This is a genomic window from Cohnella algarum, assembly GCF_016937515.1.
Lineage (GTDB): Bacteria > Bacillota > Bacilli > Paenibacillales > Paenibacillaceae > Cohnella > Cohnella algarum.
Map to the genome: position 1 here is coordinate 4,916,427 of NZ_JAFHKM010000002.1, position 24,745 is coordinate 4,941,171.

30 protein-coding genes are annotated in these 24,745 nt (G+C 58.7%); 8 read left to right on the forward strand and 22 right to left on the reverse strand.

The window, feature by feature from the left end; translation table 11 throughout:
• The first annotated feature begins 149 nt into the window (after positions 1-149).
• Positions 150-1,166 (forward strand): HD-GYP domain-containing protein, encoded by a 1,017-nt coding sequence (locus tag JW799_RS22140; protein ID WP_080839514.1) that lies wholly within the window; start codon positions 150-152, stop codon positions 1,164-1,166.
• Here the strand turns inward: JW799_RS22140 and JW799_RS22145 are convergent.
• A complete protein-coding gene (locus tag JW799_RS22145; protein ID WP_205431725.1) occupies positions 1,159-2,316 on the reverse strand; it encodes a metallophosphoesterase in 1,158 nt (385 codons plus the stop codon). The two genes, JW799_RS22140 and JW799_RS22145, sit on opposite strands and share 8 nt — an antisense overlap.
• Before the next feature lie 64 nt (positions 2,317-2,380).
• Positions 2,381-3,022 (reverse strand): helicase domain-containing protein, encoded by a 642-nt coding sequence (locus JW799_RS22150; RefSeq protein WP_205431727.1) that lies wholly within the window; start codon positions 3,020-3,022, stop codon positions 2,381-2,383.
• A gap of 202 nt (positions 3,023-3,224) precedes the next feature.
• Between JW799_RS22150 and JW799_RS22155 the strand changes: the two genes are divergently transcribed.
• A complete protein-coding gene (locus JW799_RS22155) occupies positions 3,225-3,653 on the forward strand; it encodes a universal stress protein (RefSeq protein WP_080839523.1) in 429 nt (142 codons plus the stop codon).
• Between the two features lie 75 nt (positions 3,654-3,728).
• On the opposite strand, the gene JW799_RS22160 is transcribed toward JW799_RS22155, so the two are convergent.
• Positions 3,729-3,992 (reverse strand): hypothetical protein, encoded by a 264-nt coding sequence (locus tag JW799_RS22160; RefSeq protein WP_080839525.1) that lies wholly within the window; start codon positions 3,990-3,992, stop codon positions 3,729-3,731.
• Positions 3,993-4,173: 181 nt separating this feature from the next.
• Here JW799_RS22160 and JW799_RS22165 point away from each other — a divergent pair, with 181 nt between their 5' ends.
• Entirely contained in the window at positions 4,174-4,659 is a 486-nt protein-coding gene (locus tag JW799_RS22165) for a C40 family peptidase (protein WP_420830653.1), read from the forward strand.
• 29 nt (positions 4,660-4,688) lie between these two features.
• On the opposite strand, the gene JW799_RS22170 is transcribed toward JW799_RS22165, so the two are convergent.
• The 4 genes from JW799_RS22170 to JW799_RS22185 all read right to left on the reverse strand — a co-directional run bounded on the left by JW799_RS22170 (position 4,689) and on the right by JW799_RS22185 (position 7,571).
• Positions 4,689-5,750, reverse strand: coding sequence for a CobW family GTP-binding protein (locus tag JW799_RS22170; RefSeq protein WP_205431729.1), 1,062 nt, complete (start codon positions 5,748-5,750; stop codon positions 4,689-4,691).
• Positions 5,751-5,811: 61 nt separating this feature from the next.
• Positions 5,812-6,486: an SOS response-associated peptidase gene (locus JW799_RS22175; protein ID WP_205431732.1), complete on the reverse strand. Its 675-nt coding sequence runs from the start codon at positions 6,484-6,486 to the stop codon at positions 5,812-5,814.
• 120 nt (positions 6,487-6,606) lie between these two features.
• Complete coding sequence (locus JW799_RS22180; RefSeq protein ID WP_080839530.1) at positions 6,607-6,921, reverse strand: YbjQ family protein; 315 nt, start codon at positions 6,919-6,921, stop codon at positions 6,607-6,609.
• Between the two features lie 125 nt (positions 6,922-7,046).
• On the reverse strand, positions 7,047-7,571 hold the full coding sequence (locus tag JW799_RS22185) for an ADP-heptose synthase (RefSeq protein ID WP_080839532.1): 525 nt from the start codon (positions 7,569-7,571) through the stop codon (positions 7,047-7,049).
• A 181-nt stretch (positions 7,572-7,752) separates the two neighbouring features.
• On the opposite strand from JW799_RS22185, the gene JW799_RS22190 reads away from it, so the two are divergent.
• Positions 7,753-8,583 carry a serine hydrolase domain-containing protein gene (locus JW799_RS22190; protein WP_205431734.1) on the forward strand — a complete coding sequence of 277 codons (831 nt, stop codon included), beginning with the start codon at positions 7,753-7,755 and terminating at the stop codon, positions 8,581-8,583.
• A gap of 169 nt (positions 8,584-8,752) precedes the next feature.
• Here the strand turns inward: JW799_RS22190 and JW799_RS22195 are convergent, their stop codons facing one another.
• Positions 8,753-9,085, reverse strand: coding sequence for a hypothetical protein (locus JW799_RS22195; protein WP_080839536.1), 333 nt, complete (start codon positions 9,083-9,085; stop codon positions 8,753-8,755).
• 206 nt (positions 9,086-9,291) lie between these two features.
• Here JW799_RS22195 and JW799_RS22200 point away from each other — a divergent pair, with 206 nt between their 5' ends.
• The gene (locus JW799_RS22200; RefSeq protein WP_205431736.1) at positions 9,292-10,644 is read left to right on the forward strand and encodes an MFS transporter; all 1,353 of its coding nucleotides are present in this window, start codon (positions 9,292-9,294) and stop codon (positions 10,642-10,644) included.
• Between the two features lie 133 nt (positions 10,645-10,777).
• Here the strand turns inward: JW799_RS22200 and nfsA are convergent, their stop codons facing one another.
• The 3 genes from nfsA to JW799_RS22215 form a co-directional block, all read right to left on the reverse strand.
• Positions 10,778-11,521 carry an oxygen-insensitive NADPH nitroreductase gene (nfsA, locus tag JW799_RS22205; RefSeq protein WP_205431738.1) on the reverse strand — a complete coding sequence of 248 codons (744 nt, stop codon included), beginning with the start codon at positions 11,519-11,521 and terminating at the stop codon, positions 10,778-10,780.
• A 66-nt stretch (positions 11,522-11,587) separates the two neighbouring features.
• Positions 11,588-12,334 (reverse strand): SDR family NAD(P)-dependent oxidoreductase, encoded by a 747-nt coding sequence (locus JW799_RS22210; RefSeq protein WP_080839543.1) that lies wholly within the window; start codon positions 12,332-12,334, stop codon positions 11,588-11,590.
• A gap of 1 nt (position 12,335) precedes the next feature.
• On the reverse strand, positions 12,336-13,004 hold the full coding sequence (locus JW799_RS22215) for an MOSC domain-containing protein (RefSeq protein ID WP_176220875.1): 669 nt from the start codon (positions 13,002-13,004) through the stop codon (positions 12,336-12,338).
• Between the two features lie 102 nt (positions 13,005-13,106).
• Between JW799_RS22215 and JW799_RS22220 the strand changes: the two genes are divergently transcribed.
• Positions 13,107-13,259 carry a DUF6254 family protein gene (locus JW799_RS22220; protein ID WP_176220876.1) on the forward strand — a complete coding sequence of 51 codons (153 nt, stop codon included), beginning with the start codon at positions 13,107-13,109 and terminating at the stop codon, positions 13,257-13,259.
• Between the two features lie 280 nt (positions 13,260-13,539).
• Here the strand turns inward: JW799_RS22220 and JW799_RS22225 are convergent, their stop codons facing one another.
• Positions 13,540-14,268, reverse strand: a complete 729-nt coding sequence (locus tag JW799_RS22225; protein ID WP_080839549.1) for a phosphonate ABC transporter ATP-binding protein — start codon at positions 14,266-14,268, stop codon at positions 13,540-13,542.
• A 157-nt stretch (positions 14,269-14,425) separates the two neighbouring features.
• Between JW799_RS22225 and JW799_RS22230 the strand changes: the two genes are divergently transcribed.
• Positions 14,426-14,656, forward strand: a complete 231-nt coding sequence (locus JW799_RS22230; RefSeq protein WP_080839551.1) for a hypothetical protein — start codon at positions 14,426-14,428, stop codon at positions 14,654-14,656.
• A 7-nt stretch (positions 14,657-14,663) separates the two neighbouring features.
• On the opposite strand, the gene JW799_RS22235 is transcribed toward JW799_RS22230, so the two are convergent.
• Positions 14,664-14,804, reverse strand: a complete 141-nt coding sequence (locus JW799_RS22235) for a hypothetical protein (protein ID WP_205431741.1) — start codon at positions 14,802-14,804, stop codon at positions 14,664-14,666.
• A 200-nt stretch (positions 14,805-15,004) separates the two neighbouring features.
• Here JW799_RS22235 and JW799_RS22240 point away from each other — a divergent pair, with 200 nt between their 5' ends.
• The gene (locus tag JW799_RS22240) at positions 15,005-15,751 is read left to right on the forward strand and encodes an HAD family hydrolase (RefSeq protein ID WP_080839552.1); all 747 of its coding nucleotides are present in this window, start codon (positions 15,005-15,007) and stop codon (positions 15,749-15,751) included.
• An 18-nt stretch (positions 15,752-15,769) separates the two neighbouring features.
• On the opposite strand, the gene JW799_RS22245 is transcribed toward JW799_RS22240, so the two are convergent.
• From JW799_RS22245 to JW799_RS22285, 9 genes are all read right to left on the reverse strand, one after another.
• A complete protein-coding gene (locus tag JW799_RS22245) occupies positions 15,770-16,867 on the reverse strand; it encodes a glucosaminidase domain-containing protein (RefSeq protein ID WP_205431743.1) in 1,098 nt (365 codons plus the stop codon).
• 88 nt (positions 16,868-16,955) lie between these two features.
• Positions 16,956-17,273 carry a hypothetical protein gene (locus JW799_RS22250; protein WP_080839556.1) on the reverse strand — a complete coding sequence of 106 codons (318 nt, stop codon included), beginning with the start codon at positions 17,271-17,273 and terminating at the stop codon, positions 16,956-16,958.
• Positions 17,274-17,413: 140 nt separating this feature from the next.
• Positions 17,414-18,904: a glutamate synthase subunit beta gene (locus JW799_RS22255; RefSeq protein WP_080839558.1), complete on the reverse strand. Its 1,491-nt coding sequence runs from the start codon at positions 18,902-18,904 to the stop codon at positions 17,414-17,416.
• A 120-nt stretch (positions 18,905-19,024) separates the two neighbouring features.
• Positions 19,025-19,522 (reverse strand): dihydrofolate reductase, encoded by a 498-nt coding sequence (locus JW799_RS22260; RefSeq protein ID WP_205431745.1) that lies wholly within the window; start codon positions 19,520-19,522, stop codon positions 19,025-19,027.
• Positions 19,523-19,572: 50 nt separating this feature from the next.
• Positions 19,573-20,367 (reverse strand): thymidylate synthase, encoded by a 795-nt coding sequence (gene thyA / locus JW799_RS22265; protein ID WP_080839561.1) that lies wholly within the window; start codon positions 20,365-20,367, stop codon positions 19,573-19,575.
• Positions 20,368-20,405: 38 nt separating this feature from the next.
• Positions 20,406-20,909, reverse strand: coding sequence for an acyl-CoA thioesterase (locus JW799_RS22270; protein WP_176220878.1), 504 nt, complete (start codon positions 20,907-20,909; stop codon positions 20,406-20,408).
• Between the two features lie 76 nt (positions 20,910-20,985).
• Complete coding sequence (gene lpdA, locus JW799_RS22275; RefSeq protein ID WP_205431747.1) at positions 20,986-22,407, reverse strand: dihydrolipoyl dehydrogenase; 1,422 nt, start codon at positions 22,405-22,407, stop codon at positions 20,986-20,988.
• A 2-nt stretch (positions 22,408-22,409) separates the two neighbouring features.
• Positions 22,410-23,720 carry a dihydrolipoamide acetyltransferase family protein gene (locus JW799_RS22280; protein WP_080839565.1) on the reverse strand — a complete coding sequence of 437 codons (1,311 nt, stop codon included), beginning with the start codon at positions 23,718-23,720 and terminating at the stop codon, positions 22,410-22,412.
• 21 nt (positions 23,721-23,741) lie between these two features.
• Entirely contained in the window at positions 23,742-24,719 is a 978-nt protein-coding gene (locus JW799_RS22285) for an alpha-ketoacid dehydrogenase subunit beta (RefSeq protein WP_080839567.1), read from the reverse strand.
• Positions 24,720-24,745: the final 26 nt, after the last annotated feature.

Consider the following 24,745-nt stretch of genomic DNA (forward strand, 5'->3'; position numbering starts at 1 on the left):
GCAACTATCCTCTTCGACGCGAAAAGCGGCGCCGGAAATTTCGTTTCCGCGCCGCTTTTCGGTATCATTTTCGATATTATTCGACAATTCTTCCCTCCACATGGTAAAATATAGGCGGCGTTACATTTGACGGTCAAGGGGGATGAATCGTGAATCACTTGCTAGGCCAAGTCCTCACCCAGGATGTCGTGAACGCGTACGGCGTTACGATCGTTCCCGCGAATACAACGATTAACCTCGAAGTTGTAGAGCTGCTGATCAACCACAAAATCGATCTGCTGTCCGTGTACACATCGGCTGTCGCGCCGGCCAAACCGCCCCAAAAAAGCTGCGCCCAACTGGTAAGCGATTCCGTATCCGCTTCCAAGCTGCTGTTCGAAGAGGTTCGCATGAGCGGGGACGTTCCGCTCGCGGAATTTCGCAAGCAGGTTCTCCCGATCGTACAGGAAGCCGCCGAAACGGGCAACGTATTCGAATTGTTCGAAACGATCAAAGCCAAGGACGATTATACATACCAGCACAATATCGGGGTGGGCATCCTTTCCGCCCTGATCGGCAAATGGCTCGGCATCGAAGGGCCCGAACTGACGATGCTGACGATGGCGGGAACGCTGCACGACATCGGCAAAGTCCGGATTTCATCCGAAATTTTGAACAAGCCCGGCAAGTTGACCAAGGAAGAGTACGAAGAAGTCAAAAAACATACGATTTACGGGTACGATCTGCTCAAGGACCGTAAAGGGCTGAATCCCCGCATCGCCCTCGCCGCCCTGCAACACCACGAACGCGAAGACGGCAAAGGGTACCCGCTCGGCCTTACGAAAGGAAAAGTCGATTATTTCAGCTCCATCGTCGCGGTCGCGGATATTTTCCACGCCATGTCCTCCAAGCGTCCATACCACGAACCGGTGCCGTTTTACGACATTATCGCCCAGATGAAAAACGGCCAGTTCGGCGAACTGAATCCGAATATCGTCTCGGTATTCATTCAGAACATTACGAATAAAATCGTCGGCCAGCAGGTCGTCTTGACCGATGACAGCGTAGGCGTCGTCGTCTACCGCAACCCGCACGACGAAGAGCATCCGCTCGTCCAGGTAGACGGCCGGTTTATCGATTTGACCCGGGAACGGGACATTCAAATCAAACAGATTATTATTACTTGACGGCCGTAAAGCGGATTCGCAGCTCGACGATTTCGGATCGGCTGGCAAGCCGAATCGGCGGCCCCCACGTGCCGAAGCCGGATGAGACGACCGCGTGCATCCTGCCTTTTCGCATATACCCCCAGTCCAATTCGAACAACCGGCGCGTCACGAAGTGATTCGGAGCGAATTGCCCCCGGTGCGTATGTCCCGATACGAGCACGTCGACGCCGGCCGCGGCGGCTTGTTCGTATTGGTACGGCTGGTGATCCATGACGAGGATCGGCCTTCCCGCGTCGAGCCCTTCCGTCAACCGGGCGATGGGCAGCCGTCCGCCCCCGGCTTCCGCGGTTTTGTCCTTCCGGCCGACGATTTGAATGCCTCCGCCGACCGTCACCGTCTCGTCGCGCAGAACGGGGATGCCGATTTCGCCCATTCTCCGCGCGTATTCCTCGATATGTCCGCCGTAGTACTCGTGATTGCCGAGCACCGCGTACGTCCCGAGCGGCGCCTTGAGCCTGCTTAGCCTTTTGTCCATTTCGTTGCGGACGAACGGCTCGATGTCTTCGTCGATGACGTCGCCCGGCAGCAGGATGAGATCCGGCTTGATCTCCTCCATCTTCCGCAGCAGCCGGTCCAGATGCCGGTTGCCGACGATGTTGCCCAAGTGCAGGTCGGAGGCGACGGCGACCGTCACGCTTTCGTATTCGCCCGCGTCTTTGTCCACTTCCATCGCATACGTTCGAACGATCGGATTCCAGGCGTTCCATGACCCTCTGGCCATCAGCGCCGCGAGCGCGGCGAAGACCGCCGTGCCGGCGTACGCCGCGTACGCCGGATCGTACCGGTCCGCCAGAAGCAAAACCGCCGCCCCGAGATCGGCGATCGGCAGCAGCAGGAGCGAAAATTCCATCACGGCGAAGTAGTAGGAGCCGACGACTTTGAGCCCGCGGCCGACGAAGCGCGGGCGAATCGGCAGCCGCGCGCCCAGATAGGACAAGGCGACCGCGTAAAAGACGGCCCAATACGCGGCCGTCGCCCATCCGGACGCCTCGCCGAACGCCGGCCAAAGCGCCGCGATCCAGAGCGATAAATGCCACCCGATGTAAAAATTGACGAGAGCGACGGCAGCCAGCATTCCGCCGGCAAAGAGCAGCATTCTCCAATTCATCGTTACTAGGCCCCTTTGATCGATATCATCCGCGAGAAGATTATAGCAAATCGCGGGCTATTCCTCACCCGGCCCGATCAGCGGAGTCAGCCTGCCGCGGTAAAGCAGCTTGAGCCGGATTATTTTTTTCCGTACGAATAATGGCGTCCTGTTCCTGCTGGATCGTCGATACGATATCCCGCAGCCGGTTGTCCTTGCTTTCTCCTAGCCGATGCAGCAAAAACTCGTCCGTCACTCCGCCCAAGTCCCGGCCTTCGGCATAGCTGTCGACGACTCGCTGCAGTTCGCCTTCGCGAATAAGCAAATTCCGTTTCAACGAAACCGTTCCGCCGATCGTTCCTTCGGGCGACTCGTATTGAACCGCGGAATCGCCGCCGGCGAACGAATAGAACAGACTGGAAACCGGCGCCCGCCAATCGATGACGAGCGGCTGCTGCGTCTTTTCGTCGCTGACGCCGAATTTGCCGATGTAGATCGGCAACGGGCCGTCCTTTCCTTCCTCGCGAAAATCGAGCCGCCCGAAGTAAGGTTCCCGATCGCTGACGGTCAGCCGCGCCTTGCGTTCCTGTCGGTGCGCGTCCAGCACCTGCTCGGTGTAGTCGTTGCCCGTATATTTCGGACCGATGGCGTTAAGCTGTTCCCTGATTTGGCCGCGGACTTCCCGAAGCCGTTTCTCTTCTTCCATGAATCTCGATTCCGACGACATGTTCGACCCTCCCTGCGACTTTGAACACGGATCAATTATTTTATCTTACCAATCGCAGGAAATCAACCGAATATTCGAAGAAAGTTGTGCGAATTTTTTGAGAAATGGAGGCGGGTCCTCCCGTTTTGCGTTTCGTTTTCATTTTAAGTGGTTTAATATAGAGGCAGGCCATAAAATCCAATCCAGCGACGAGGTGTTTGCGATGGGCTACACTCACATTTTAGCCGCATTCGACGGGTCGAATCTTTCCCGCAAAGCGTTGGAGCATGCCATCGAATTGGCAAAAGCCGCAAGCTCCAAATTGTCGGTCGTACACGTCTACAGGCTTCCGATCATGAATTCCGGAGACATGCTCATCACCGCTCCGCCAACCTGGGCCGAGCAATACGAAGAGGAGTCGTACCGGCGGCTCGAAGCGGCGAAAGAAATCGCGGGCGACGCCGTTTCCGCCGAATATCACCTGCTGCAAGGCGATCCCTCGCGCACCCTTCTCGATTTCGCCGAGCAAAACGGGGTCGATCTGATCGTAACCGGCAGCCGCGGACTCGGCGCCATTCGCGAATTCGTGCTGGGGAGCGTCAGCCATAACGTCGTCCAACACGCGAAAATTCCGGTCCTGGTCGTCAAATAATCGAAGCTTTTGTCGCCGGCCGCAGTTCGGGCTCCGTTACGGAGCGCGGACTGCGGCCGGTTTCGTTTATAGCCGTTAAGCCATGGCATCCTGGGCCGCCGCCACGAGCCGCTCGAACAACTCGTCGTTGCGGTCGATTTCGTCCTCCACCGCCACGATTTCGTCCTCGTCCCCCGACTCGTTCAAAAACAGCAGCGAATAACTCCACTCGCTTCCCTTGTCGCTCTGCAGCGTCATTTCGTACGGCTGCTTGTGCCCTTTTACGGAAAAGCGGACCTGCCCCACGTACCCCTGCACTTCATCGTGCTTCAATTCCGCGCCGATGATTTCGACTTCCATAGGATCGCCCCCTTTCTTTTTTATTTTCAGGCAAAAATGAAAATTTTCTTATGTTTTTCTCATGAACCGAGTTTCATCCAGTCCTGCCAAGCTTCGAATCTCTTAGAGGGAAATGGTGGTTGAGAAATACGTGATATAGTGGAGCATGTCCAAAACAACAACGACTCAGGAGGTTCCCTCTATGATGACGAATAAAGCGATTTTCAAAACGATTGCCGCTACCGGCATCGCCCTTTCGGTGATGTTCACCGGAGCGCTCGAAGCGGCGCCCGCCAAAGCCAGCGCGGCGACGGTATCGTCCACGAGCAAGGCAAGCAAGATTATTTCCAAAGGCAAGCAATATCTCGGCGTCAAGTACAAGTTCGGCGCCAAAGTCGGAAATACGAGTTCCTTCGACTGCTCGTCGTTCACCAAGTACTTGTACGGCCTGCAAGGAATCACGCTGCCGCGCACGTCCAACGCGCAGTCCAAGGTCGGCAAATATGTCTCCCGCAGCAACTTGAAGCCCGGCGACCTCGTCTTCTTCTATTCGCCGGTTCACCACGTCGCCATCTATATCGGCAACGGCAAAATTATGCACACGTACGGCTCGCCCGGCGTGACGATTTCGAACCTGAATTCCGGCTGGTGGGACGACCACTACACGACGGCAAGACGCGTCCTGTAACCGAACGCCGAGCCGCCGACGCTAACCATTTATGCGCCCGAGGATTCGACCAAACGGCGAAGCTCCCGTTCGAGCTCCCGTTTCGGAATATCCTCGCCGATGAAGACGGCCACGTCGTGGACCGTCTTTTGCGGCGTGATCCGCATAAAATCAAGCTCGCGGTACGCATACTGAAATAAAAACCGGCTGGCGGTGTCGCGAAACGTGACGATTCCCTTGGCGCGGTAAATGTTGTCGGGCAACGCCCGAAGCCAGCTTTCGAAGGCATGGCTGTCCAGCGGTCCGTCCAAATAACAGGTTGCCGCTCCGATATGATGGTGAACGTGCGCATGATCGCGGTCGTGCTTGTGCTCGTGGTCATGTTCGTGCGTGAGGTCATGCTCGCTGTCCTGCTCGCGTTGGCCGGGTTCCCGTTCGGGCTCGTCCCGATCGGCGCCCCCGCCTTTGCCGGGATTCGGCCCTTGCGCCCGCCCGCCTTCCCCGAGTCCTTTTTCGATAAACGAAAACCCGAGATCGCAGCGGACGGCCGGCACGATTTCCGCATCCGCGTTCCAGCCCCGAAGCCAATCGATCAGTTCGAGCCGCTCCGCTTCGCCGATCAGATCCGTCTTGTTCAGCACGAGCAGCGTCGAGGCGCGAATTTGCTCGATCATCAGCTTCAGCGTTTTGCCGCCGCCGATGCGAACCCGGTCCAGCAAATGACGCGCATCCGCGACCGTCGCGACAGCGGCAAGCTCGATTTTCTCGTACATGGAGGCGTCCGATACGGCATCCATAATTTCCAGCGGATGCGCGATGCCGGTCGATTCGATCCAGACGATATCCGGGCGGTGCGTCTTCGCGAGCTGCATCAGCTCCACGCCGACATCGGCGCGTATCGTGCAGCATATGCAGCCGCCGAGCATTTCCGCCATCGGGACGGAGGCGTCCACGGCCAGCCCGTCCAAATTGACGTCCCCCGCCTCGTTCATCAGTACGGCCGATCTCAGCCCCTTAGCTTCGGCCTCGTCGACCAGGCGTTTCAGGAGCGTCGTTTTCCCGCTGCCCAAAAAGCCGGACAACAAAACGACCTTTACGGTCTTGTCCAACATTCTCTCCCCTTCGCCAATGAAGAGCCCCCGCGCGGACGATCGTTGCGGGGCTCTTCGTCATTCATCTGCGCAATGCCGCGAACGCCGCCTGGATCGGCTCCGCGCAGGCCGGCGATTCGTTCGCCGCATCGTTCACGAAAGCGCCTACGGGATACATGTCCAAGTCCCGTTCGGACAATTCCCGCACCGCCGAAAACACCTTGCGGTACTCGACGTTCCCTTCGCTCAGCCATGCGTCGACGCCGTCTTCGTCCAGCAATGCGGGCATCCGGTCGGCATAGCCCTGCACGATGCCGCTCGCCGCCGTCGTCACCATCGTGCAGGCGCGGATTTCGGCTTCGTAAACGCGCGGCCACACCTCGTAAAATCCCGGAACCGCGAACGTTCGCCGATCGCGAAACACGAACCGGACCGGCTGGCGCACTTTTCCGCTTGTCATCCAGCCGTAGAAGCCGCTGCACGGGATGACGCACCGCTGTTTGTTGACGATGCGCTTGAAAATCGACCGGTCGCCGACGGACCGGCCGTCCGCGTTGACGGCGTCTTTGGACCAGTAGGGAATGAAGCCCCACCTGGCGTCGAACAGCACGCGCTCGCTGCCGTCCTCGACGATAATCGGGATCGTCTGGGTCGGCGAAATATTGTAACGCGGACGATATTCGCTCTCCACCCTGCCGATGCCGAATTTCGCGCTCAGCTCCGGCAATTCGGCCGTTAAGGAAAACCGTTGACACATGGGACAAGCACCCGCCTTTTTCGCTAAGTCTTGTCCCAGTATTTGCTTGCGCTGCGAAATTAATGCGCGGGCTGCGGCCGTTCCCGGCCTCCGTTCGCCTTCGCCCCGACCTGTTCCGTCTTATTCCACCAGCACGGCGGTTCCGCTGACCGTCACCATCAGCATGCCGTCGCGGATCACCTCGTAATCGAGATCGACGCCGACGATCGCGTTCGCGCCCATCCGCTGGGCGTCCGCCACCATTTCGGAAATCGCCGTGTCGCGGGCTTCCTTCAATTTATTTTCGTATGTACCCGAACGGCCCCCGATCACATCGGTGATCGAAGCCAAAAAGTCGCGGACGATGTTGGCGCCCAAAATCGCCTCGCCCGTAACAAGACCGTAATAACTCGTAATGCGGTGACCTTCCACGCTATTCGTCGTCGAAACCAGCACGAGAGTTCCTCCTCAAATTGAGATCGAATCCGCTTTATTTTATCATACTTCCGGCCGGTGGAACACAAACGGTTAGAAACGAAAAAAAGCCGCCGGAACTTTCGGCAGCTTCCTGGATACCCGCTTTATTTGAAAGTTCCGTCGGGACTCGGAACGTCTTCCTCGAGCGCGAATTCAAAGTCGTCGATATCGTAAAGCAACACCGGAATGCTGTTCTGGATGACTTTGTCCTGAAACTCGATCTGATCCGATAAAATCGGGCATTGCAAGCGCAACGAAGTTAGGACGAGCTCGGTTTCGATCGGGTCCAGCATTTCTCCGTATTGCATGTTTTCCACCGCGTTGACGACAATGAGCGTGACGTGCTCGTTGATCGGCAGGGGCGGACTTTCCCGCCACGGCGCGACCAGCGCTCGCTCGAGCTTTTTCCGGTTGAACGGATCTTCGAAATAGCTTATCATTTCTTCGATTCTGGCCTTGACGTACTCGTCGTCTCCCGGCTCCGGCATGATCGGCTCCGGGCTGTCCTTCATATCGTACAGCTCCATAACCGTTGAATATGGAATCCTGTATTCGACAGGACGTTTCGGCAGAAGCAGTTGGCCGTACGTGGCCAGCATGACCGCCTCGATGACAAAACGCCGAATCATCAGTTGTTCCCTCCCGCAGTGCTGCAGATGCAAGCGTACATTGTCTCTCATTATAGCATAAAAAGACGGACGTGATGCCAACGATAAGCTATTATTAAAAAAGAATGTACGTTTAACCGCAAGCCGACAGGACGCCCGGCGTCTTTTCGCGCTTTAATCCTGTAATCAAGGTGGGGGATGAATGGGCAACATGTATTCGCTGCGCCCGACGGCGCTGGACGAGCTGGACTACCGGATCCGCCAAGTCAAAATCGATGCCTGTCTCGTGCTGCGGAATCGGCGTCTCGTTTACCGGCATTACCGCAAACCCGAATTCGAGCGGGAGCCGCATAAAGTCAATTCCGTCACCAAAAGCGTGCTGTCCCTGCTGATCGGCATCGCGCTAAAGCGGGGCGAGCTTCCTTCGTTGGGCGCCCTACTCTCCGACTTCGTCGACGGCGTCCCGCCCGATAAAAGGGCGATTACGCTCGAGCATTTGCTGTCCATGTCGCCGGGCATGGAGTGGAAGGAAGCCGGAGCGTGGGGAAGCCTTCCGCCGCCGGGGGAGCATGAGGCGGACTGGATCCGCTTCGTTCTCGACGCGAAAATGACGGACCCTCCCGGAAAAAAAATGATTTACAATTCGGGATGCTCCCATCTGCTGAGCGCCGTCCTCCAGAAAGCGACGGGCATGACGGCGTCCGCCTATGCCGGCCGGCATTTGTTCGCTCCGCTCGGCATCGACGACTGGGATTGGCCGTCCGATCGCCAAGGCATTTCGATCGGCGGGTTCGGCCTTAAGCTCCGTCCGGCGGACTTGCTGAAAATCGGACAATTGCTGCTTGCCGGCGGATGCTGGCAAGGGACTTCGTCGTTTCAAGGGAGTGGATCGAGACGTCCACCCTTCCCCGCCTGCCCGCCACGGGCCGGCACGGTTTGTACGGGTATCATTGGTGGATCGACGCCGACGGCGCCAAGCAAGAGACCCGTCCGCGCGTCGTGTTCGCGCAAGGCTTCGCGGGACAATTTCTGATCCTGGTCCCCGAGGCCGACATCGCCGCCGTGTTCGCGGGCGACTTGGGAACGAAAACATTAACCCCGTTAACTATTTTTCGCGACACGATCATGAATGGCCTTTGACCCGTTCGTTCCCGGGCGCCCTGGATATCCAGGGCGTCCGCATTATGTTTTCGGCGGCCGTCCTATTCGGCGACAAGTTCGTCATTCCGCATATACACGCTTCTTCCCTTGCGGGCAAGCAGCAGCGCATCGGCAAGCTTCGTTTGCTCCTCCCGCAGCTCGACGGGCTGCCAACGGCCGATTTCCTGCACCAATTCCCACTCGGCCGCATGCCTTCCCTTGCTCGCGTTATTCTCCGGCAGCAGGGCGATTTTCCCCGAACGTTCCAGTCCTTCCAGCTTCTCGTCTTCATTCGGCAAAACGCTCCACAGCATCAATCGCGCGGTTTCTTCCCCGCCCGGACGCACATGCGACAACAATTCTCCGTTAACGCGATTCCGCAGCACGTATGGCATTTGTCAGCGCCTCCTTTTAGCCGCTCCTTATTCAACTTATTAAATCTTTATGGTCCGCATCGCATCTTTTTGCTTGCCCGGCTTCTGTCGGAACCCGAAAGGGAGCGCTTTATTTTTTGGCGTAACGCCGCGTTCATCTTCCTTAACCTATACCGGACTGTTATAATAGCTACATTTGATAGTTTGCCGCAAGGAGTGGAATGGAAATGTCGACCAGCTCGGCGACCGTCCGGCCCGCCAGCCGCACGGCCGCCATGACCAGCGTAGTCATCGCCATGCTCGTTTCCTCGATGGATTCGACGATTACGAATACGACGATGCCGACCATTGCCGACGAGCTTGGCGGAATGAGCTTTTATGCCTGGTCCTTTACTTCTTACATGATTTTCTGCACCGTGTTGACGCCGATTGCCGGCCGCATCTCGGATATGTTCGGCCGCAAGACGGTCTATAGCGTAGGCTTGTTCGTCTTTTTGGCCGGTTCGCTGCTTTGCGGCTTCGCCGACAGCATGCTGTCGCTCGTGTTGTACCGGGCGGTGCAAGGAATCGGTGCCGGACTGATTACGCCGATTCCGATGATTATCGCCGGCGATTTGTACCCGGTCGAGAAACGCGGCAAAGTTCAGGCTTTGTTTACGGGCATGTGGGGATTGTCTGCGGTGCTCGCGCCGCTCGTCGGCAGCCTGTTCGTGGAAACCGTCGGATGGAGATGGATTTTTTGGATCAACATTCCGCTTTGCCTGATCGCATGGGCGCTGCTGTTCGCCTACAAGGAAGGCTACGTGCCGAAACGCGCGTCCGTCGACGTCTATGGCGCGGCGTTGTTTACGCTCGGAGTCAGCCTGCTGCTGTCGGTTACGGTCGTCGAGCCGGCAAGCCTCGCGCTCGTTTTCGCCGTTTGCGGCCTCGGGTTTCTGGCCTGGTTTTTCTTCTTCGAGCGCAAGCACCCGTCTCCGGTCGTTCCGCTGTCCTTGTTCAAAATCAGGCCTATCCGGTGGATGGCCTTCAACCTTCTGCTCGCCTGCGCGGCTCTGTTCGGCACGTCCAGCTTCGTCCCGCTGTTTCTGCAGGACGAAGGCTATTCGATCTTTGTCAGCGGACTGTCGCTGCTCGGAATGTCCGCCGGCTGGATGCTGACCGCGGTCCCCGCCGGGAAATGGGTGCTGAAGTACGGCTACAGCCGCCTGATCGTGATCGGCAACGCGATTCTGGTCTTCTCCGGCGTCATGCTGCTGTTTCTTCGCGAAGGCGCCGGCTTCGCCTACGTGACGACCGCGATGACCGTGCAGGGGATCGCTTACGGACTGCTGTTCACGGTCACGACGATCGGGGCGCAGCAGTTCGTCGGCCCTCACGACAAAGGGATATCCACGTCGCTGCAAATGTTCGTCCGCAACATCGGCACGTCCGTCGGGGTGACAATTATGGGCGGTTTGCTGAGCCGCGCGGGCGACGACGTGCCGGGCGGCATCGCCAACCTGTTCCTGTACGGCGCCTTGATGAGCGCCCTGGCGCTTCTGAGCGCGTTCGGCATGCGGGACCCGAAGCCGGAAGCTTGAGGCCGGCGGCTTGCTCAAAGCTGAGAGCCGGGGATGCGGCATTCTCTTTAAGCAATTCGACCGGCTGAGGACCTCTTAGCCGAGCCAAAAAGCCCCGCCCGCAGAGGACGGCAAGACCGGTTATTATTCCTGATTATCGTCGCAAAAATCCCTTCTCTTCCAGGAACGGTTTCATATGCATCCGGGTCGGCTTCGCTAGCCGGTCCGCCATCTGCTTGGACCAGGGCGTATCCTGCCGGCCTCCCGTCCGCTCCCGCAAATAAGCCGACATCGTTTCGTCATAGCGTTCCACTTGCCCGGCCGTTTTGCCCGCGTCATACCGGTTGCGGTGCAGGACGGCCTCGAGCGGCAAACGCGGCCGGAGCATCGGCTCTTGGGCGGGAACGCCCACGCACATGCCGAATGCCGGGTATACCCGATCGGGAAGCCCGAGCAGCTCGGACACTTCCGCTATCCGATTGCGGATGCCGCCTATATAGACGATGCCGAGCCCGAGCGATTCGGCAGCCACCGCCGCGTTTTGCGCCGCCAGCGCGGCGTCGATCGTCGCGACCAGCAGGTTCTCGGCCGAATCCTCGAACGTCGCCTCGCCCGGAGCGTGAAGCTCGGCGCAATAATGAAGCCGGTGCAAATCGGCGCACCAGACGAGAAACGCCGGACACTGCTCGACGTACGCCTGATTGCCGGCAAGCTCCGCCAGGCGGCGCTTCAGCCCGGGCTCGGTGACGGCAATGACGCTGTATGCCTGAACGTTGCTCGAGCTGGAAGCCATCTGGCCGGCCGCGACGATGGCATGGAGCTTGTCCTCGCCGATCGGATCGCTTGCAAACTGGCGTATCGAACGGTGGTTCATCAGCAGGGATAACGTTTCGTTCAACTTCGGGTTCCTCCTTCTTGCGCGCCGCTGCCTGCTTTCCGCGCAACTCGCTCGCGTTTCGCCTTTTTACGGCTCGTAAATCATTTTCCGCGTCATCCCGCCGTCGACGGTCAAATTGATGCCGGTCACGAAGTCGTTGGCCGGATCGGTCAAATAAAAGCAAGCCCGGACGATGTCGTCCGGCGTTCCGACCCGCCCGGCCGGATGCTGCTCATGATCCCGTTCGCGCAGAGCCGCGTAATCGCCGGTTTCGATCCAGCCCGGGCTGACGGCGTTGACGCGAATCCGGTCGGGTCCCAGCGAAACGGCCAGCGCATGGGTCAGCGACGCGATCCCCCCTTTGGAGGCGGCGTAAGCTTCCGAATTCGCTTCGGACATCGCATGGCGCGTGGAGCAAATGTTGACGATGGAGCCGCCCCTTCCGCCTTCCTTCATTCGCTTTGCCGCTTCGCGGGAGCACAAAAACGTTCCGCGCAAATTAATCTGCAGCACGCGGTCCCACTCTTCGAGCTCCAATTCCAAAGGCGATTTCCATATGCCGATTCCGGCGTTGTTGATCAAAATATCGATCCGCCCGAACGCCGCGATCGCGGCGTCCATCCATTCCGCCGCCGTCTCCGGACGGGTCAAATCCCCGGCGACGAACGCCGCGCTGCCGCCGGAAGCCCCAATGTCGCGCGCCAGCTCGGCTCCGCCGCTGTCCTCCGTATCGCCCAACACGACGTTTGCCCCGCGCTCCGCGTAGGCCCGGGACAGATGGCGGCCGATGCCGCCGGCCGCGCCGGTAACGACGACCGTACACTCCCGAAACATATCATCCCTCCCCGCTCAGCTTGCCCAGCCGGGCGCTCAATTTATCCTTCCAGCCCTGGGACAGCGCATCCGCCTGAAGCACCCGGCGAATGCCTTCGGCATTCCCTTTGTCGAAAAACATGATCCGGTTCACTTCGGAGACCGTCACGGCGCGCTCCGGACGATCGAGCAACACGAGCTCGCCGGCGTCGACCGCCCCCGTCTCCAGCACGCGAAAATAAAACCCCGTCGCTCCGGATTCCAGCACGAGCGCGGGAAGCTCGTCCAGCCCCCATTTCATCGCCAGCTTCCAGCACGGTTGGCGGGGCTGGCTGATCTGCAGCTTGACGGCCCCGAGCGCGTATACGTCCCCGATGCAAACGTCGGCTTCCGTCACGCGATCCAGCGTGAAATTTTCCCCGAACGCCCCGTAGTCGAGCTTGCGGCGAAGCACCTTTTCCCAATGTCCGTAATGGGCGCGGCTATACGCGCAAATCGCCCGGTCGGGTCCTCCGTGGTTGACCAGATCGGCCTGTTCGTCGCCCTGAAGTCCCGTCAGGCCAAGCCGCGTCGGTCCTTTCACCGCCTTTTTGAAAATGCCGGATTTCGTTTCCTTATTTTTGTATACCCCGGTTTCCGCCAGCGAAACATTGACCGAAAGCAGCGGAAAACGGACGGTTGCCGTCGACATATCGTTTCGTTCCCTCCATCCAATTCCGCTTGAAGTATAAGCGGCCGTCCCGCGTGCCACGATAGGTACGCAAGCGAACACGACGACCGGGAGGTGGTACGGTTGACTTCGTCCAAACGAAGAAAAGAGAGCGCCTGGAAAAGCCGCAAGCAAGCTCAGCATCCGCACGGGCCGATAACGTCGCTGCACGACCTGGCCCGGCAGGACGACGCGGGCAACGCTTCCGGGCAAGAGACGCCGCCGTCCGCCGAATAAGGCGAATCGCGACGCGCGCATGTCCGGAAGGGCGCCATCGCCATTGCGGAGGCGCGCGTCCGTTTTTTTCATCGAACGTCATCGTCATTTCATGCGTGCGTCGCCCTGCGGCAGCCGAAGACGCCGGTTTCCGCAAAGCAAAGTCCGTCTTGATGAAACCGTTCCCATCGACACCGGTACGCCTCCGCGCCGCCGCCGTTTCCGGAGGGAAGCGCTCCGCCTCCAGCCGAATCGCGAGGCCCATCTCCTCTTGCGAACGAGAGCGGGCGAATTTCCGGCGTCAAGACAGCTTCGCCTTCTCCGCCGCGGTCAGCCGGCGTCCCCGCGCTTCGATCACTTGCCTTCCGCCGTTGAGCCCCCAAATTTCGTCCGCGAACTTTTCGGCCAGCTCCAGCCGGTGCAAGGCCATTACGATCGTCGCTCCGTTTTCTTTGGCGAGCTTCCGCAGCAGCGCCATAATATCCTCCGCCGAATGCGGATCCAGTCCCGACACCGGTTCGTCGGCGAGGAGCAGCTTCGCCCCGTGCGTGATCGCCCTCGCGATCGCCACCCGCTGGCGTTCGCCGCCGCTCAGCTTTTCCGCCTGCTGATGCGCGCGGTCGATCAAGCCGACCGTCTCCAGCGTTTCCATCGCGCCCATGTAATCGTCGTTGCGAACCATGCCCGTAAATCTCCGGAACGCGGACACTTGACCGACCGCCCCGATCAGGACGTTTTTCAGCGCCGTTTTTTTCTCGTGCAATATCGGCTTCTGCTCTAAAAACGCGATCTGCCTGCGCAGCTTCCACTTTTCGATCGCGTTGCTTTGGCCAACGTTTCGGCCGTCGAACCAATATTCGCCGCTTGTCCACGGATCGCGCAGCGCCAGACAGCGAAGCAACGACGACTTGCCGCTTCCGCTCGGTCCGACAATCGCCAGGAACGTTCCCGGCTCGAGTTGACCATGGATTCCTTCCAACACCTTTTTGCCTTGCGGTAGCTTGCGGGACAAGCCCTTGATCGTAATCATTGCCGCCATGACTCCTTCTGCCGCGAGTGGTGCTTCGCTTTTTTCTATAAATCTAGTTTATTTCATTACGGAACGCCTTTCCATACGAACAAATGTTTGCTATAATAAAAACAAGAACATCCGTTCTGTATCCTTTTGGGCAAAGGTGGAATGATGGATGGTAACCTGCGAACATTTCCGGTATTTGGAGCCTTCGAGGGGAACCCGCCCGTCACGAGATCTGACCTTCAAATTTTACTCCGACGGGAAGTTGATTATTGTCGACAACGATAACGGGCACATGGTAAACCCCCGCGAGCTGAGCGGGGGCAGTTACGATTTTTATGTGCGCCAGCGACTGGCCTTCATCCGGAGAGACCTTCAGGACAAAATCCGCAAATACGCTTGACGCCGCTCTACGAATTTTCGTTCTTGTCGATTTGGTTCAGGTTCGGAGGAAGCCGCGACATTTTGTTCAATTTCGGCGTAACGGCTTCCTCCTTCCGATTCGCTAGATTTTGCCTGTCGTCTGCTTTCGTGCTGCGATTTTTGGGCATCGTATTCGCCTCCTGTTTCCCCTTCTTTGGCATGATTTCACCATGCACCAACGTAGTGTGCCTCCTCCCCTTCATTTACAAACGCCCGATTCAAGGCGATAATGAATACATCCCGGTCGACCCGCCGACACTTTCCGTCAGGCGGATCGATATGCTGAATTAGCCAGACATCCGACGTTTGGTTTGAAGGAGTCGAAAATATGAAGCAAAACATTTTGTTCGATCTGGACGATACGCTGATTTATTGCAACAAATATTTTCACGAAGTGTTGAAGCAATTCGCCGATGCGATGCTCGAATGGTTTTCGCCGTTCGGGGCGACGAGGGAAAGCATTGTCGAGAAGCATACGGAAATCGATATCGCCGGAGTCAAAGTACTCGGCTTCCAAAGCGAGCACTTTCCGCAATCGTTTGTCGATACGTACCGATTTTATGCCGGCCGGCATGGCGTGGACGTCGACGCCAAGCGCGAACAATGGCTGTGGCAGCTCGGAATCAGCGTTTACGACCACGAAGTCGAGCCTTATCCGCATATGGAGGAAACGCTGGAGACTTTGATTGCGGAGGGACATCGCCTTCATTTGTATACCGGGGGCGAGCCCGCGATTCAACGCCGGAAAATCGAACGAATGAGGCTCGAACGCTTTTTTCAGGACCGCATTTACGTTCGCCAGCACAAGAACACGACCGCTTTGCGCGCGATCCTCAAAAGCGGAAGATTCGATTTGGATCGCACCTGGATGATCGGCAATTCGCTGCGAACGGATGTCATGCCGGCGCTCGAATGCGGCATTCACTCGATTTATTTGAAGCGGGAAGAAGAGTGGGCCTATAACGTCATCCCGATCGAAGCTTCGCCGCAAGGCGCGTTTATTACATTATCTTCGCTCAACGAAGTGCCTCCCGCCATCGGAAATTACTTGGTCAAAATGAAGGAACCGGGCTGAAGTCGCTCCGGTTCCTTTTTATAATTCCGATAATTTTTCAAAAATTTGCCGAACGCCGTCCGACCACTTCGGATCTTCGGCGTACGTACGGTTGAACCAGGCAAAAGGTTCGGCCCCCTCCGGCCTGCTCTTGCCCAGCTTGGCGATCAGCTTGGCGGCGATCGCGGAAGAATCCGCGATGTCGGTGTTGTAGTCCTGCCAGCTGTGAAACACGTTAAACGGATTATTGGCGATTCGCTCCGCCCTTTCGTGCGATTTCGGCACAAAGCCCTGCTCCTGTCCGGTAATCGCAAACAGCAGCAGCGGATGCACGTCGTAGCGGCGGGCGCCCTCCACGATCGCTCCGAAATAAGGCTCGTCCGCCAGCATCGAATCGCGGCCGCGCAAATATTGCTTGACCGCTTCGGCATCGAACTCTTCGTAGGTCAGCCAGTCGGGCATGCCAGCATCTTCTTCGATCGGCGTTTGGACGGCCGCCGTCGCGGCCGGAGCCGGAACCGGCACGTTTGCCCGTTCCGCCCCCTGCCGGCTTTCGACCGAAATCATCGTGCCCGCCGCAAGCCCTCCCGCCAGCGCGAGCAGCGACAGAACGCCGATCGCCTGCCGACGCGGCGGAAAGAGCCTCCTCCCGACAGCCGCCGGTTCCGACTCTTCGGGCGCCAGGCTTCCCGCAAAACCGATCGTAGAAGCCGCGCGCCGATCGTCCGGCAGCGCCGCGGGCCGCTCCATCGCCGCCGCGGGAGAAGCCGTCCCGCCGCCGCTTATTCTCGCGGCGATTTCCCCGGCGCTCCAGCGCCCCGGAGAGCGCTCGTTCGCCCATCGCAACAGCGGCCCGACCAGATCGACTCCGAGCGGCCGCATCTCGGCGCAAGCGTCCAGCACGTCCTCCAGGCCGACCTCGCGCCGCTCTTTCACCAGGCAGCGCCGGATCAGCTCGTCGGCGAGCCGTTTGCGAACCGCTTCGGGCAAATCGGGCAGCCGTCGATACAAGGCGTTTCTAACCGCGTCCGCTACGATCTCCGCCTTGCGGCTGCCGGGCAAAGGCTCGTATTTGGTTTGGACATAACGGCGGATAACGCGAACATCCGTCGGCGACAGCAGCGCTGAGCTTTCCATCTTCGTCCTTCCCCCATCTTCCGTTCGGCTCTCCTTGTCCAAGTGTACCACAAAGGAAAGTTTTGGGGGAAGCGGGTCCCGGCCGCCTTCAGCCCGATACCGCGTTTGCGATCGCCGACTGCACCGGCCCGCTTCGCACGAAAGCTTCGATCTGTTCTTTTTCAAAAACCGTGAACTGGTACTCGCAATCGATGCCTTCGTCCTGCGGAACGATTTGGATCGGATCGCCTCCGTGCGTGCAAATGACGAGCGCCGTAAGATCGATCAAATCGTCCGGAACGGCGCTCCCCTCGGCCAGCTTGAACCGAAGCTCGACATCCACCCACATCGCGTCCCTGCGCTCGACTCGCGGCTCGAAGGATGCGAAACGCAATTCATGGAATCTTTCGTCTCCGTAACGGATCATGCCGATTTCTCCCTTCAAACGGTACGGTCAATTTAGGACCTTGGAAGGCCTCTCTTTCGCAAAAATAAAGAGGCTGCTCCGGCGAGCGGCCGAAGCGCTCCGGAACAACCCCCGTCAATCCGTTTATGATTCCCGTCTTCTTACGGAAGCATCGTCGATCCCATCAAATACTTGTCGACTTCGCGAGCGGCTTCGCGGCCTTCGTTGATCGCCCACACGATGAGGCTTTGTCCTCGGCGCATGTCGCCGGCGGCGAACACTTTGTCGACGTTCGTCTTGTATTTGCCGTACGAAGCCTTCACGTTGGAGCGGCGGTCCGTTTCAAGCTCAAGCTCGTCGATGATCGTCCGTTCCGGACCTTCGAAGCCGACGGCGACAAGCACGAGATCGGCCGGCCATACTTTTTCGGTGCCCGGGATTTCCTCGTAAATTTTGCGGCCTTGCTCGTCCACGTAGCGGCGGATTTGCACGGTGTGAAGCTCCTTCACGTTGCCGTTCTCGTCGCCGACGAACTTCTTCGTAAGCACCGAGAACGCCCGCGGATCTTCGCCGTACAAAGCTTTCGCTTCTTCGTGCGCGTAGTCCAGCGTGTACACGTTCGGGAATTGCGGCCAAGGGTTGTTCACTTGATCGCGCGTCAGCGGCGCCTTCGCATGGGTGCCGAATTGGGTGACGCTTTCGCAGCCGTGACGAAGCGCGGTGGCCACGCAGTCGGTGCCCGTGTCGCCGCCGCCGATGACGATGACGTGCTTGCCTTTGCCGGAAATGTACGTGCCTTCGGCAAGGCCGGTATCGAGATAGCTCTTGATCGTCGAGTTCAGGTAATCCATTGCGGGGTAGATGCCCTTCAGATCCGCACCCTCGATGTTCCCCAGACCGCGAGCCCGGGTCGCCCCGCCGCACAGCACGACGGAATCGAACTCCTCCAGCAGCTGCTTCGAGGAAATGTCTTTGCCGATTTCCGTGTTCGTCACGAACGTGATGCCTTCCGCGGCAAGCAAATCCACGCGGCGCTGCACGATATCCTTCTCCAGCTTCATCGTCGGGATGCCGTAGGTGAGCAATCCGCCGAGGCGGTCCGCCCGTTCGTAGACGGTTACGGTGTGGCCGGCTTTGTTCAGTTGCGCCGCGGCGGCAAGGCCGGCCGGGCCGGAGCCGACGACGGCAACCTTCTTGCCCGTGCGCGTCTTCGGCGGCTGCGGAACGACCCAGCCTTCCTCGAACGCACGGTCGATAATGGCTTGTTCGATCGTCTTGATCGTGACCGGATCGCCGATCAGGCCGACCGTGCAGGAGCCTTCGCACGGAGCCGGGCAGACGCGTCCCGTAAACTCCGGAAAGTTGTTCGTCTTGGCAAGGCGTTCGTAAGCTTCCTTCCACAATCCCCGATACACGAGGTTGTTCCATTCCGGAATGAGGTTGTTGACCGGACAGCCCGAAGCGTTGCCCGCAAGCTCGATGCCGGTATGACAGTACGGGGTTCCGCAGTCCATGCAGCGGGCCCCTTGGGTGCGAAGCTGATCTTCGGAGAACATCCGGTGGAACTCGTTCCAGTCCTTAATGCGCTCTAGCGGATCGCGATCGCCCGGAAGCTCTCTTTTATATTCCATAAAACCCGTAGGCGTCGACATCTTTTATTCCTCCATCTGTCGATTGTTCACAAGTTCATCTTTTTGCTTATTGATAGAAAATGCTATCAAACATTCCGATGACTCAGAATGGATTATCCTCTCAATAGTTTGCACTATTCTTCAACGGCTTTCATCGGCGGCGCGAACGTATTCGCAAAACGCGAACGGCCAGGCGTTTTTCTCGTCGGCGGCGACCGGCGTTCGGGAGACGAGGCGCCATGCCGACTTGTCGAATTCGGGAAAAAACGCGTCCCCGTCCACCTCGGCTTCGACTTCGGTCAAAAGCAGTCGGTCGGCCCGATCCAGCGTCTGTCGGTACACTTCCTCTCCCCCGATGACCATCAACGGTTCGCCGGCGTAGCGCTTCAGCGCCTCCTCGATCGACCGGACGAGAACGCAGCCCTCCGGCGTTTCCGCCATCGATCGCGACAAAACGACGTTCGTCCGGCCTTTCAGCGGCCGTTTTAGCGAACGAAACGTGCGGCTGCCCATCAGCACGGGCTTGCCCATCGTCTGCGCCGTGAAAAAGGCCATGTCCGCGGGCAGGCGCCATGGCAAGCCGTTGTCCGCGCCAATAACCCCGTTGCGGGCCACGGCGGCAATCAACGTGACGGACATCCGCACGACCCCCTTTGATCAGTCAATAGTCCTATCATACCATAAAGGTCCTAAACTGCGACAGGTGCTTTAATGGAAGGATGATGCTTGTAGCCGACGAATTCGAAATCCTCGAACGCATAGTCGAAAATGCTGTCGGGCTTGCGCTTGATGACGAGCTTCGGCAGTTCGAACGGTTCCCGCTCGAGCTGAAGCTTCACCTGCTCCAGGTGATTGCTGTAGATATGCACGTCTCCGCCGGACCAGATGAATTCGCCGGGCTCCAGATCGCATTGCTGGGCCACCATATGGGTGAGCAGCGCGTACGAAGCGATGTTGAACGGAAGGCCTAAAAACGTATCGACCGAGCGCATCGTCAGCATGCACGACAGCTTGCCGCCCGCCACGTAAAATTGAAAGACGAAATGGCACGGCGGCAGCTTCATTTGCTCGATTTCCGCCACGTTCCACGCGCTGACGATATGCCGCCGGGAATCCGGATTGCGCTTGATCGCCTCGATCACGTTGGCGATCTGGTCGATTTTCCGGCCGTCGGGAGCTTCCCACGCCCGCCACTGCGAGCCGTATACCGGTCCGAGATCGCCGTTTTCGTCCGCCCATTCGTCCCAAATCGAGACCCCGTTCTCCTTCAGATAGCGAATGTTCGTTTCCCCTTTTAAAAACCAAAGCAGCTCGTGAACGATCGACTTCAGGTGAAGGCGCTTCGTCGTCACGAGCGGAAATCCTTCGGACAGATCGAAACGAAGCTGACGCCCGAACACGCTGATCGTCCCCGTCCCCGTCCGGTCTTCCTTCTTCGTTCCATTCTCGAGAATATCCTTCAGCAATTCCAAATAGTTGCGCAAACCGAACACACCTTTTTTGTGTTTTATATCTAATTGTATCACTCTCTGCGGTCTTCTGTCGACGAATAACGCTGCTGCCTCCGTATTTTTCGGGCCGCGTAACGCTCCGGCGCGCTCTCGAAAAGCTTGCGCTGCGCTTCCGTTTCGGGAACGACCTCCGGCACCTCGGCCGGCTTCCCGTTCTCGTCCACCGCGACGAACGTGCTGAACGCGGTGACCGTCACTCTGCGTTCGCCGGTTTCCAAATTTTCCGCCCTCACGACGCAGTACAGCTCCATCGAGGTGCGATGCGTCCACGTAACGAACGCTTCCAGCTCGATCGCTTCGCCCATACGCACGGGCGACATGAAGTCGAGACTGTCCGTCGAGGCGGTGACGACTCTCCTTCCGCAATGGCGCATCGCCGCGATGACGCAAATTTCGTCGATGTCCTGCATGAGCGAGCCGCCGAACATCGTGCCGTGGTAATTCGTGTCGCCGGGAAAAACCAGCCTCGTTTTAATGGAACGGGACGAACTCATCTTTTTGGCGGGCAAATGCATCGGAAATCCTCCTTGAGGTGCAGCAAAACCGCCCAACCGTAAAGATCGGGCGGTTTTGAACGAGTCAAAGGTTCATTTATTTGCGGGGAGCGACCGTGTGGATCGGGTGTCCGAGCGCGAGCTCGGCCGCATCCATCGTAATTTCCCCGAGGGTCGGGTGCGCGTGAATCGTCAGCGCGATATCCTCGACCGTGGCGCCCATTTCGATCGCAAGGCCAAGCTCCGCGATGATGTTGGACGCCTCTACGCCGGCGATTTGCGCGCCGAGCACGAGACCCGTTTCGGCATCGGAAACGATCTTCATGAAGCCGTCCGCGCCGTCGAGGGTTACCGCGCGGCCGTTGCCGCCGAACGGGAACTTGCTCGTCTTGACGTTCAGGCCTTTTTCTTTCGCTTCTTTTTCCGTGTAGCCGACGCTTGCGCATTCCGGATCGGAGAACGCGACGGCCGGGATGCATTTGTAATCGACTTTGGACGGAAGTCCCGCGATCGCTTCGGCGGCCACCTTCGCTTCGTAGGAAGCTTTGTGCGCGAGCGCCGCGCCCGGCACGATATCGCCGATCGCGTAAATGTGCGGGATGCTCGTGCGGCATTGGTCGTCGACTTCGATCAGGCCGCGGTCGGTCATTTTGATGTTGATCAGGTCAAGACCGAGCTCTCCGTCCGTGTTCGGACGACGGCCGACCGTTACGAGCAGGTAGTCGGCCGTAACTGACTTCGTCTCTCCGCCCACTTCGTACGTGACGGTAATGTCCTTGTCGGTTTGCTCGGCGCTCTTGGCAAGCGCTCCATTGACGATTTCGACGTTGTTTTTCTTCAGCTTCTTGACGACCAGCTGGCTCATGTCCTTGTCGAAGCCCGGCAGAATCGTGTCCGCTCCTTCGAGGATCGTCACTTGCGTGCCGAATTTGGCGTACATTTGGCCGAGCTCGATGCCGATGTAGCCGCCGCCGATGACGACGAGGCTCTTCGGCAGCTCTTGCAGCGACAGGGCTTCCGTCGAGGACAGGATGCGGCCGCCGAACGGGAACGCCTTCAGCTCGATCGGACGGGAGCCGGTCGCGATGATGCAGTTTTTGAAACGGTAGCGCGGCGATTCCTGGTCGTTGAACAGCCGGGCTTCGTTTTCGTTGATGAACATCACTTCGCCGTTGAACATTTGAACCTTGTTCGCTTTGAGCAGCATTTCGACGCCGCCCGTCATTTTGTTTACGACGGAGTTTTTATAGTCTTGCACTTTGCCGAAGTCGACCGCGACATGGCTTGCGGACAGGCCGTACTTGTCGGCGTGCAGCATTTCTTCGTAATGGTGCGCGGAATTGATCAGCGCCTTCGAAGGGATGCAGCCGACGTTCAAGCAAACGCCGCCCCATTTCGCCTTGTCGGCGATGATGACTTGCTGGCCGAGCTGCGCGGCGCGAATGGCGGCCACGTACCCGCCGGGTCCTGCGCCAATGACGAGAAGGTCGATATCGATAGAAGCGTCTCCTACTACCATGGTTATACCTCCATAACGAGCAGCTCGGGATCGGCGAGCAGCTGCTTGATGTAGTTCAAGAAATTTTGCGCGGTCGCGCCGTCGATAATCCGATGGTCGAAGCTAAGCGACAAAGCCATGACGGATGCCGGAACGATTTCGCCGTTTTTGATGACGGGCTTTTCGGAAATGCGCCCGACGCCGAGAATCGCCACTTCCGGGAAGTTGATGACCGGCGTGAAGAACATGCCGCCCGCGGAACCGATGTTCGTAATCGAAATGGTACCGCCCTTCATCTCGTTCGGAGCGAGCTTTCCTTCGCGTCCGCGCGTAGCCAGATCGCGGATTTCGTTGGCGATCGTCCAGATGTTCTTGCGGTCGGCGTCGAAGACGACCGGCACGAGCAAGCCGTTGTCCGTGTCGGTGGCGATGCCGATATTGTAGTACTTCTTGTAGACGATCTCGTTCGCGGCCTCGTCGATCATCGCGTTCAGCGCCGGGAACTCGCGGCAAGCGGCAACGAGCGCCTTGACGATGAACGGCAGATACGTCAGCTTGACGCCTTTCTTCTCGGCGACCGGCTTGGAACGGCTGCGCAGCGCGACGAGCGCCGAAACGTCCACTTCGTCCATGAGCGTGACGTGCGGAGCGGTATAAACGGATTTGACCATGGCGTTGGCGATCGCTTTGCGAATGCCCTTGAACGGAACGCGCTCCTCGACGCCCGGGCCTGCCTGCACGGCGGCTTTCGCTGCCGGAGCGGAAGCCGGAGCTGCCGCCTCCGCGCCTTGCGCCGCGGCCGGAGCCGCGCCGGTAAAGCCGAGCACGTCCTCGCGGGTGATGCGGCCGTTTTTGCCGGTGCCGTTCACTTCGGCGATGTTGACGCCCTTCTCGCGGGCGAGCTTGCGCACGCTTGGCGTCGCCAGCACGAGCTTGTTCGGCTCGGCGGCGGGCGCTTGCGCGGCAGCCGCGGCCGGAGCGGCGGGTTCGGCTGCGGGAGCCTGAGCAGGCTGCCCTTGCGTGTCGGCGCCGCCCGTCGAGGCGTTGCCGCCGATGTGGTCGTCCGGAGCGGAAGCTTCCTCCGGCAGATCGCCTTCGGCTTCGATGACGGCGACGACTTCGCCGACGTGCATCACTTGCCCGTCTTTGGCGAGCACTTCAAGCACCTTGCCGTTGACCGGACAGGGAACCTCCACGATCGCCTTGTCGTTTTGGACTTCCATAATGATATCTTCATCCGTTACCGTCTGGCCGGGGGAGATGAGCATTTTGACGATTTCGCCTTCATGCAGCCCTTCGCCGAGCTCCGGGAACTTGTATTCGAATCTTGCCACGAAGCAAAACCTCCTGTCCGATTAGAACTGCAGCACTTGATTGACGGTCTTGACGATGCGGGCCGGGTTCGGCAGCCAAACGTCCTCGATTTGCGCGAACGGATACACCGTGTCCGGAGGCGCGCACCGAAGCACGGGCGCTTCCAGGTGCAGAATCGCGTTTTCGTTGATTTGGGCGATGATCTCGGCGGCCGCGCCGGCCGACTTTTGCGCTTCTTGCACGACGATCGCGCGGTTCGTCTTTTTGATCGATTCGACGATCGTTTCGATATCGAGCGGCATGAGCGTCCGCAGGTCGATCACTTCCGCCTGCACGCCGTTTTTCTCCAGTTCTGCCGCTGCTTTGAGAGCGGTATGGACCATCAGGCCGTACGCGATGATCGTGACATCCTTGCCTTCGCGGACGACTTTCGCCTTTCCGATCGGCACGGTGTACTCGCCTTCCGGCACTTCGTCGCGGAACGCGCGGTACAAGTTCAGGTGCTCCATGAAAAAGACCGGATCGTTTTCCCGGATGGCGGAGATCAGCAGGCCTTTCGCGTCGTACGGGTTGGAAGGAACGATAGTCTTGATGCCCGGCGTTTGCATGGCGAGCCCTTCAAGCGCGTCGGTATGCAGCTCCGCCGCCTTGACGCCGCCGCCGAACGGCGTGCGGAACACGATCGGCGCGTTGTAGCGTCCGCCGGAGCGATAGCGCAGACGGGCCGCTTGGACGAACATTTGATCCAATGCTTCAAAAATAAAGCCGACGAATTGGATTTCCGCGATCGGGCGGAAACCTTGAACGGAAAGACCGACCGCAAGACCGCCGATGGCGGATTCCGCGAGCGGCGTGTCGAACACGCGATTTTCGCCGAATTCGGCTTGCAGGCCTTCCGTGGCGCGGAACACGCCGCCGACATGGCCGACGTCCTCGCCGAAAATGACGACGTTCGGGTCGCGCTTCAGCTCGACCCGCATCGCGTCTTTAATCGCTTCAATCATAGTCATTTGAGCCATGTTGCTAACTCTCCCATCTTAGTCAC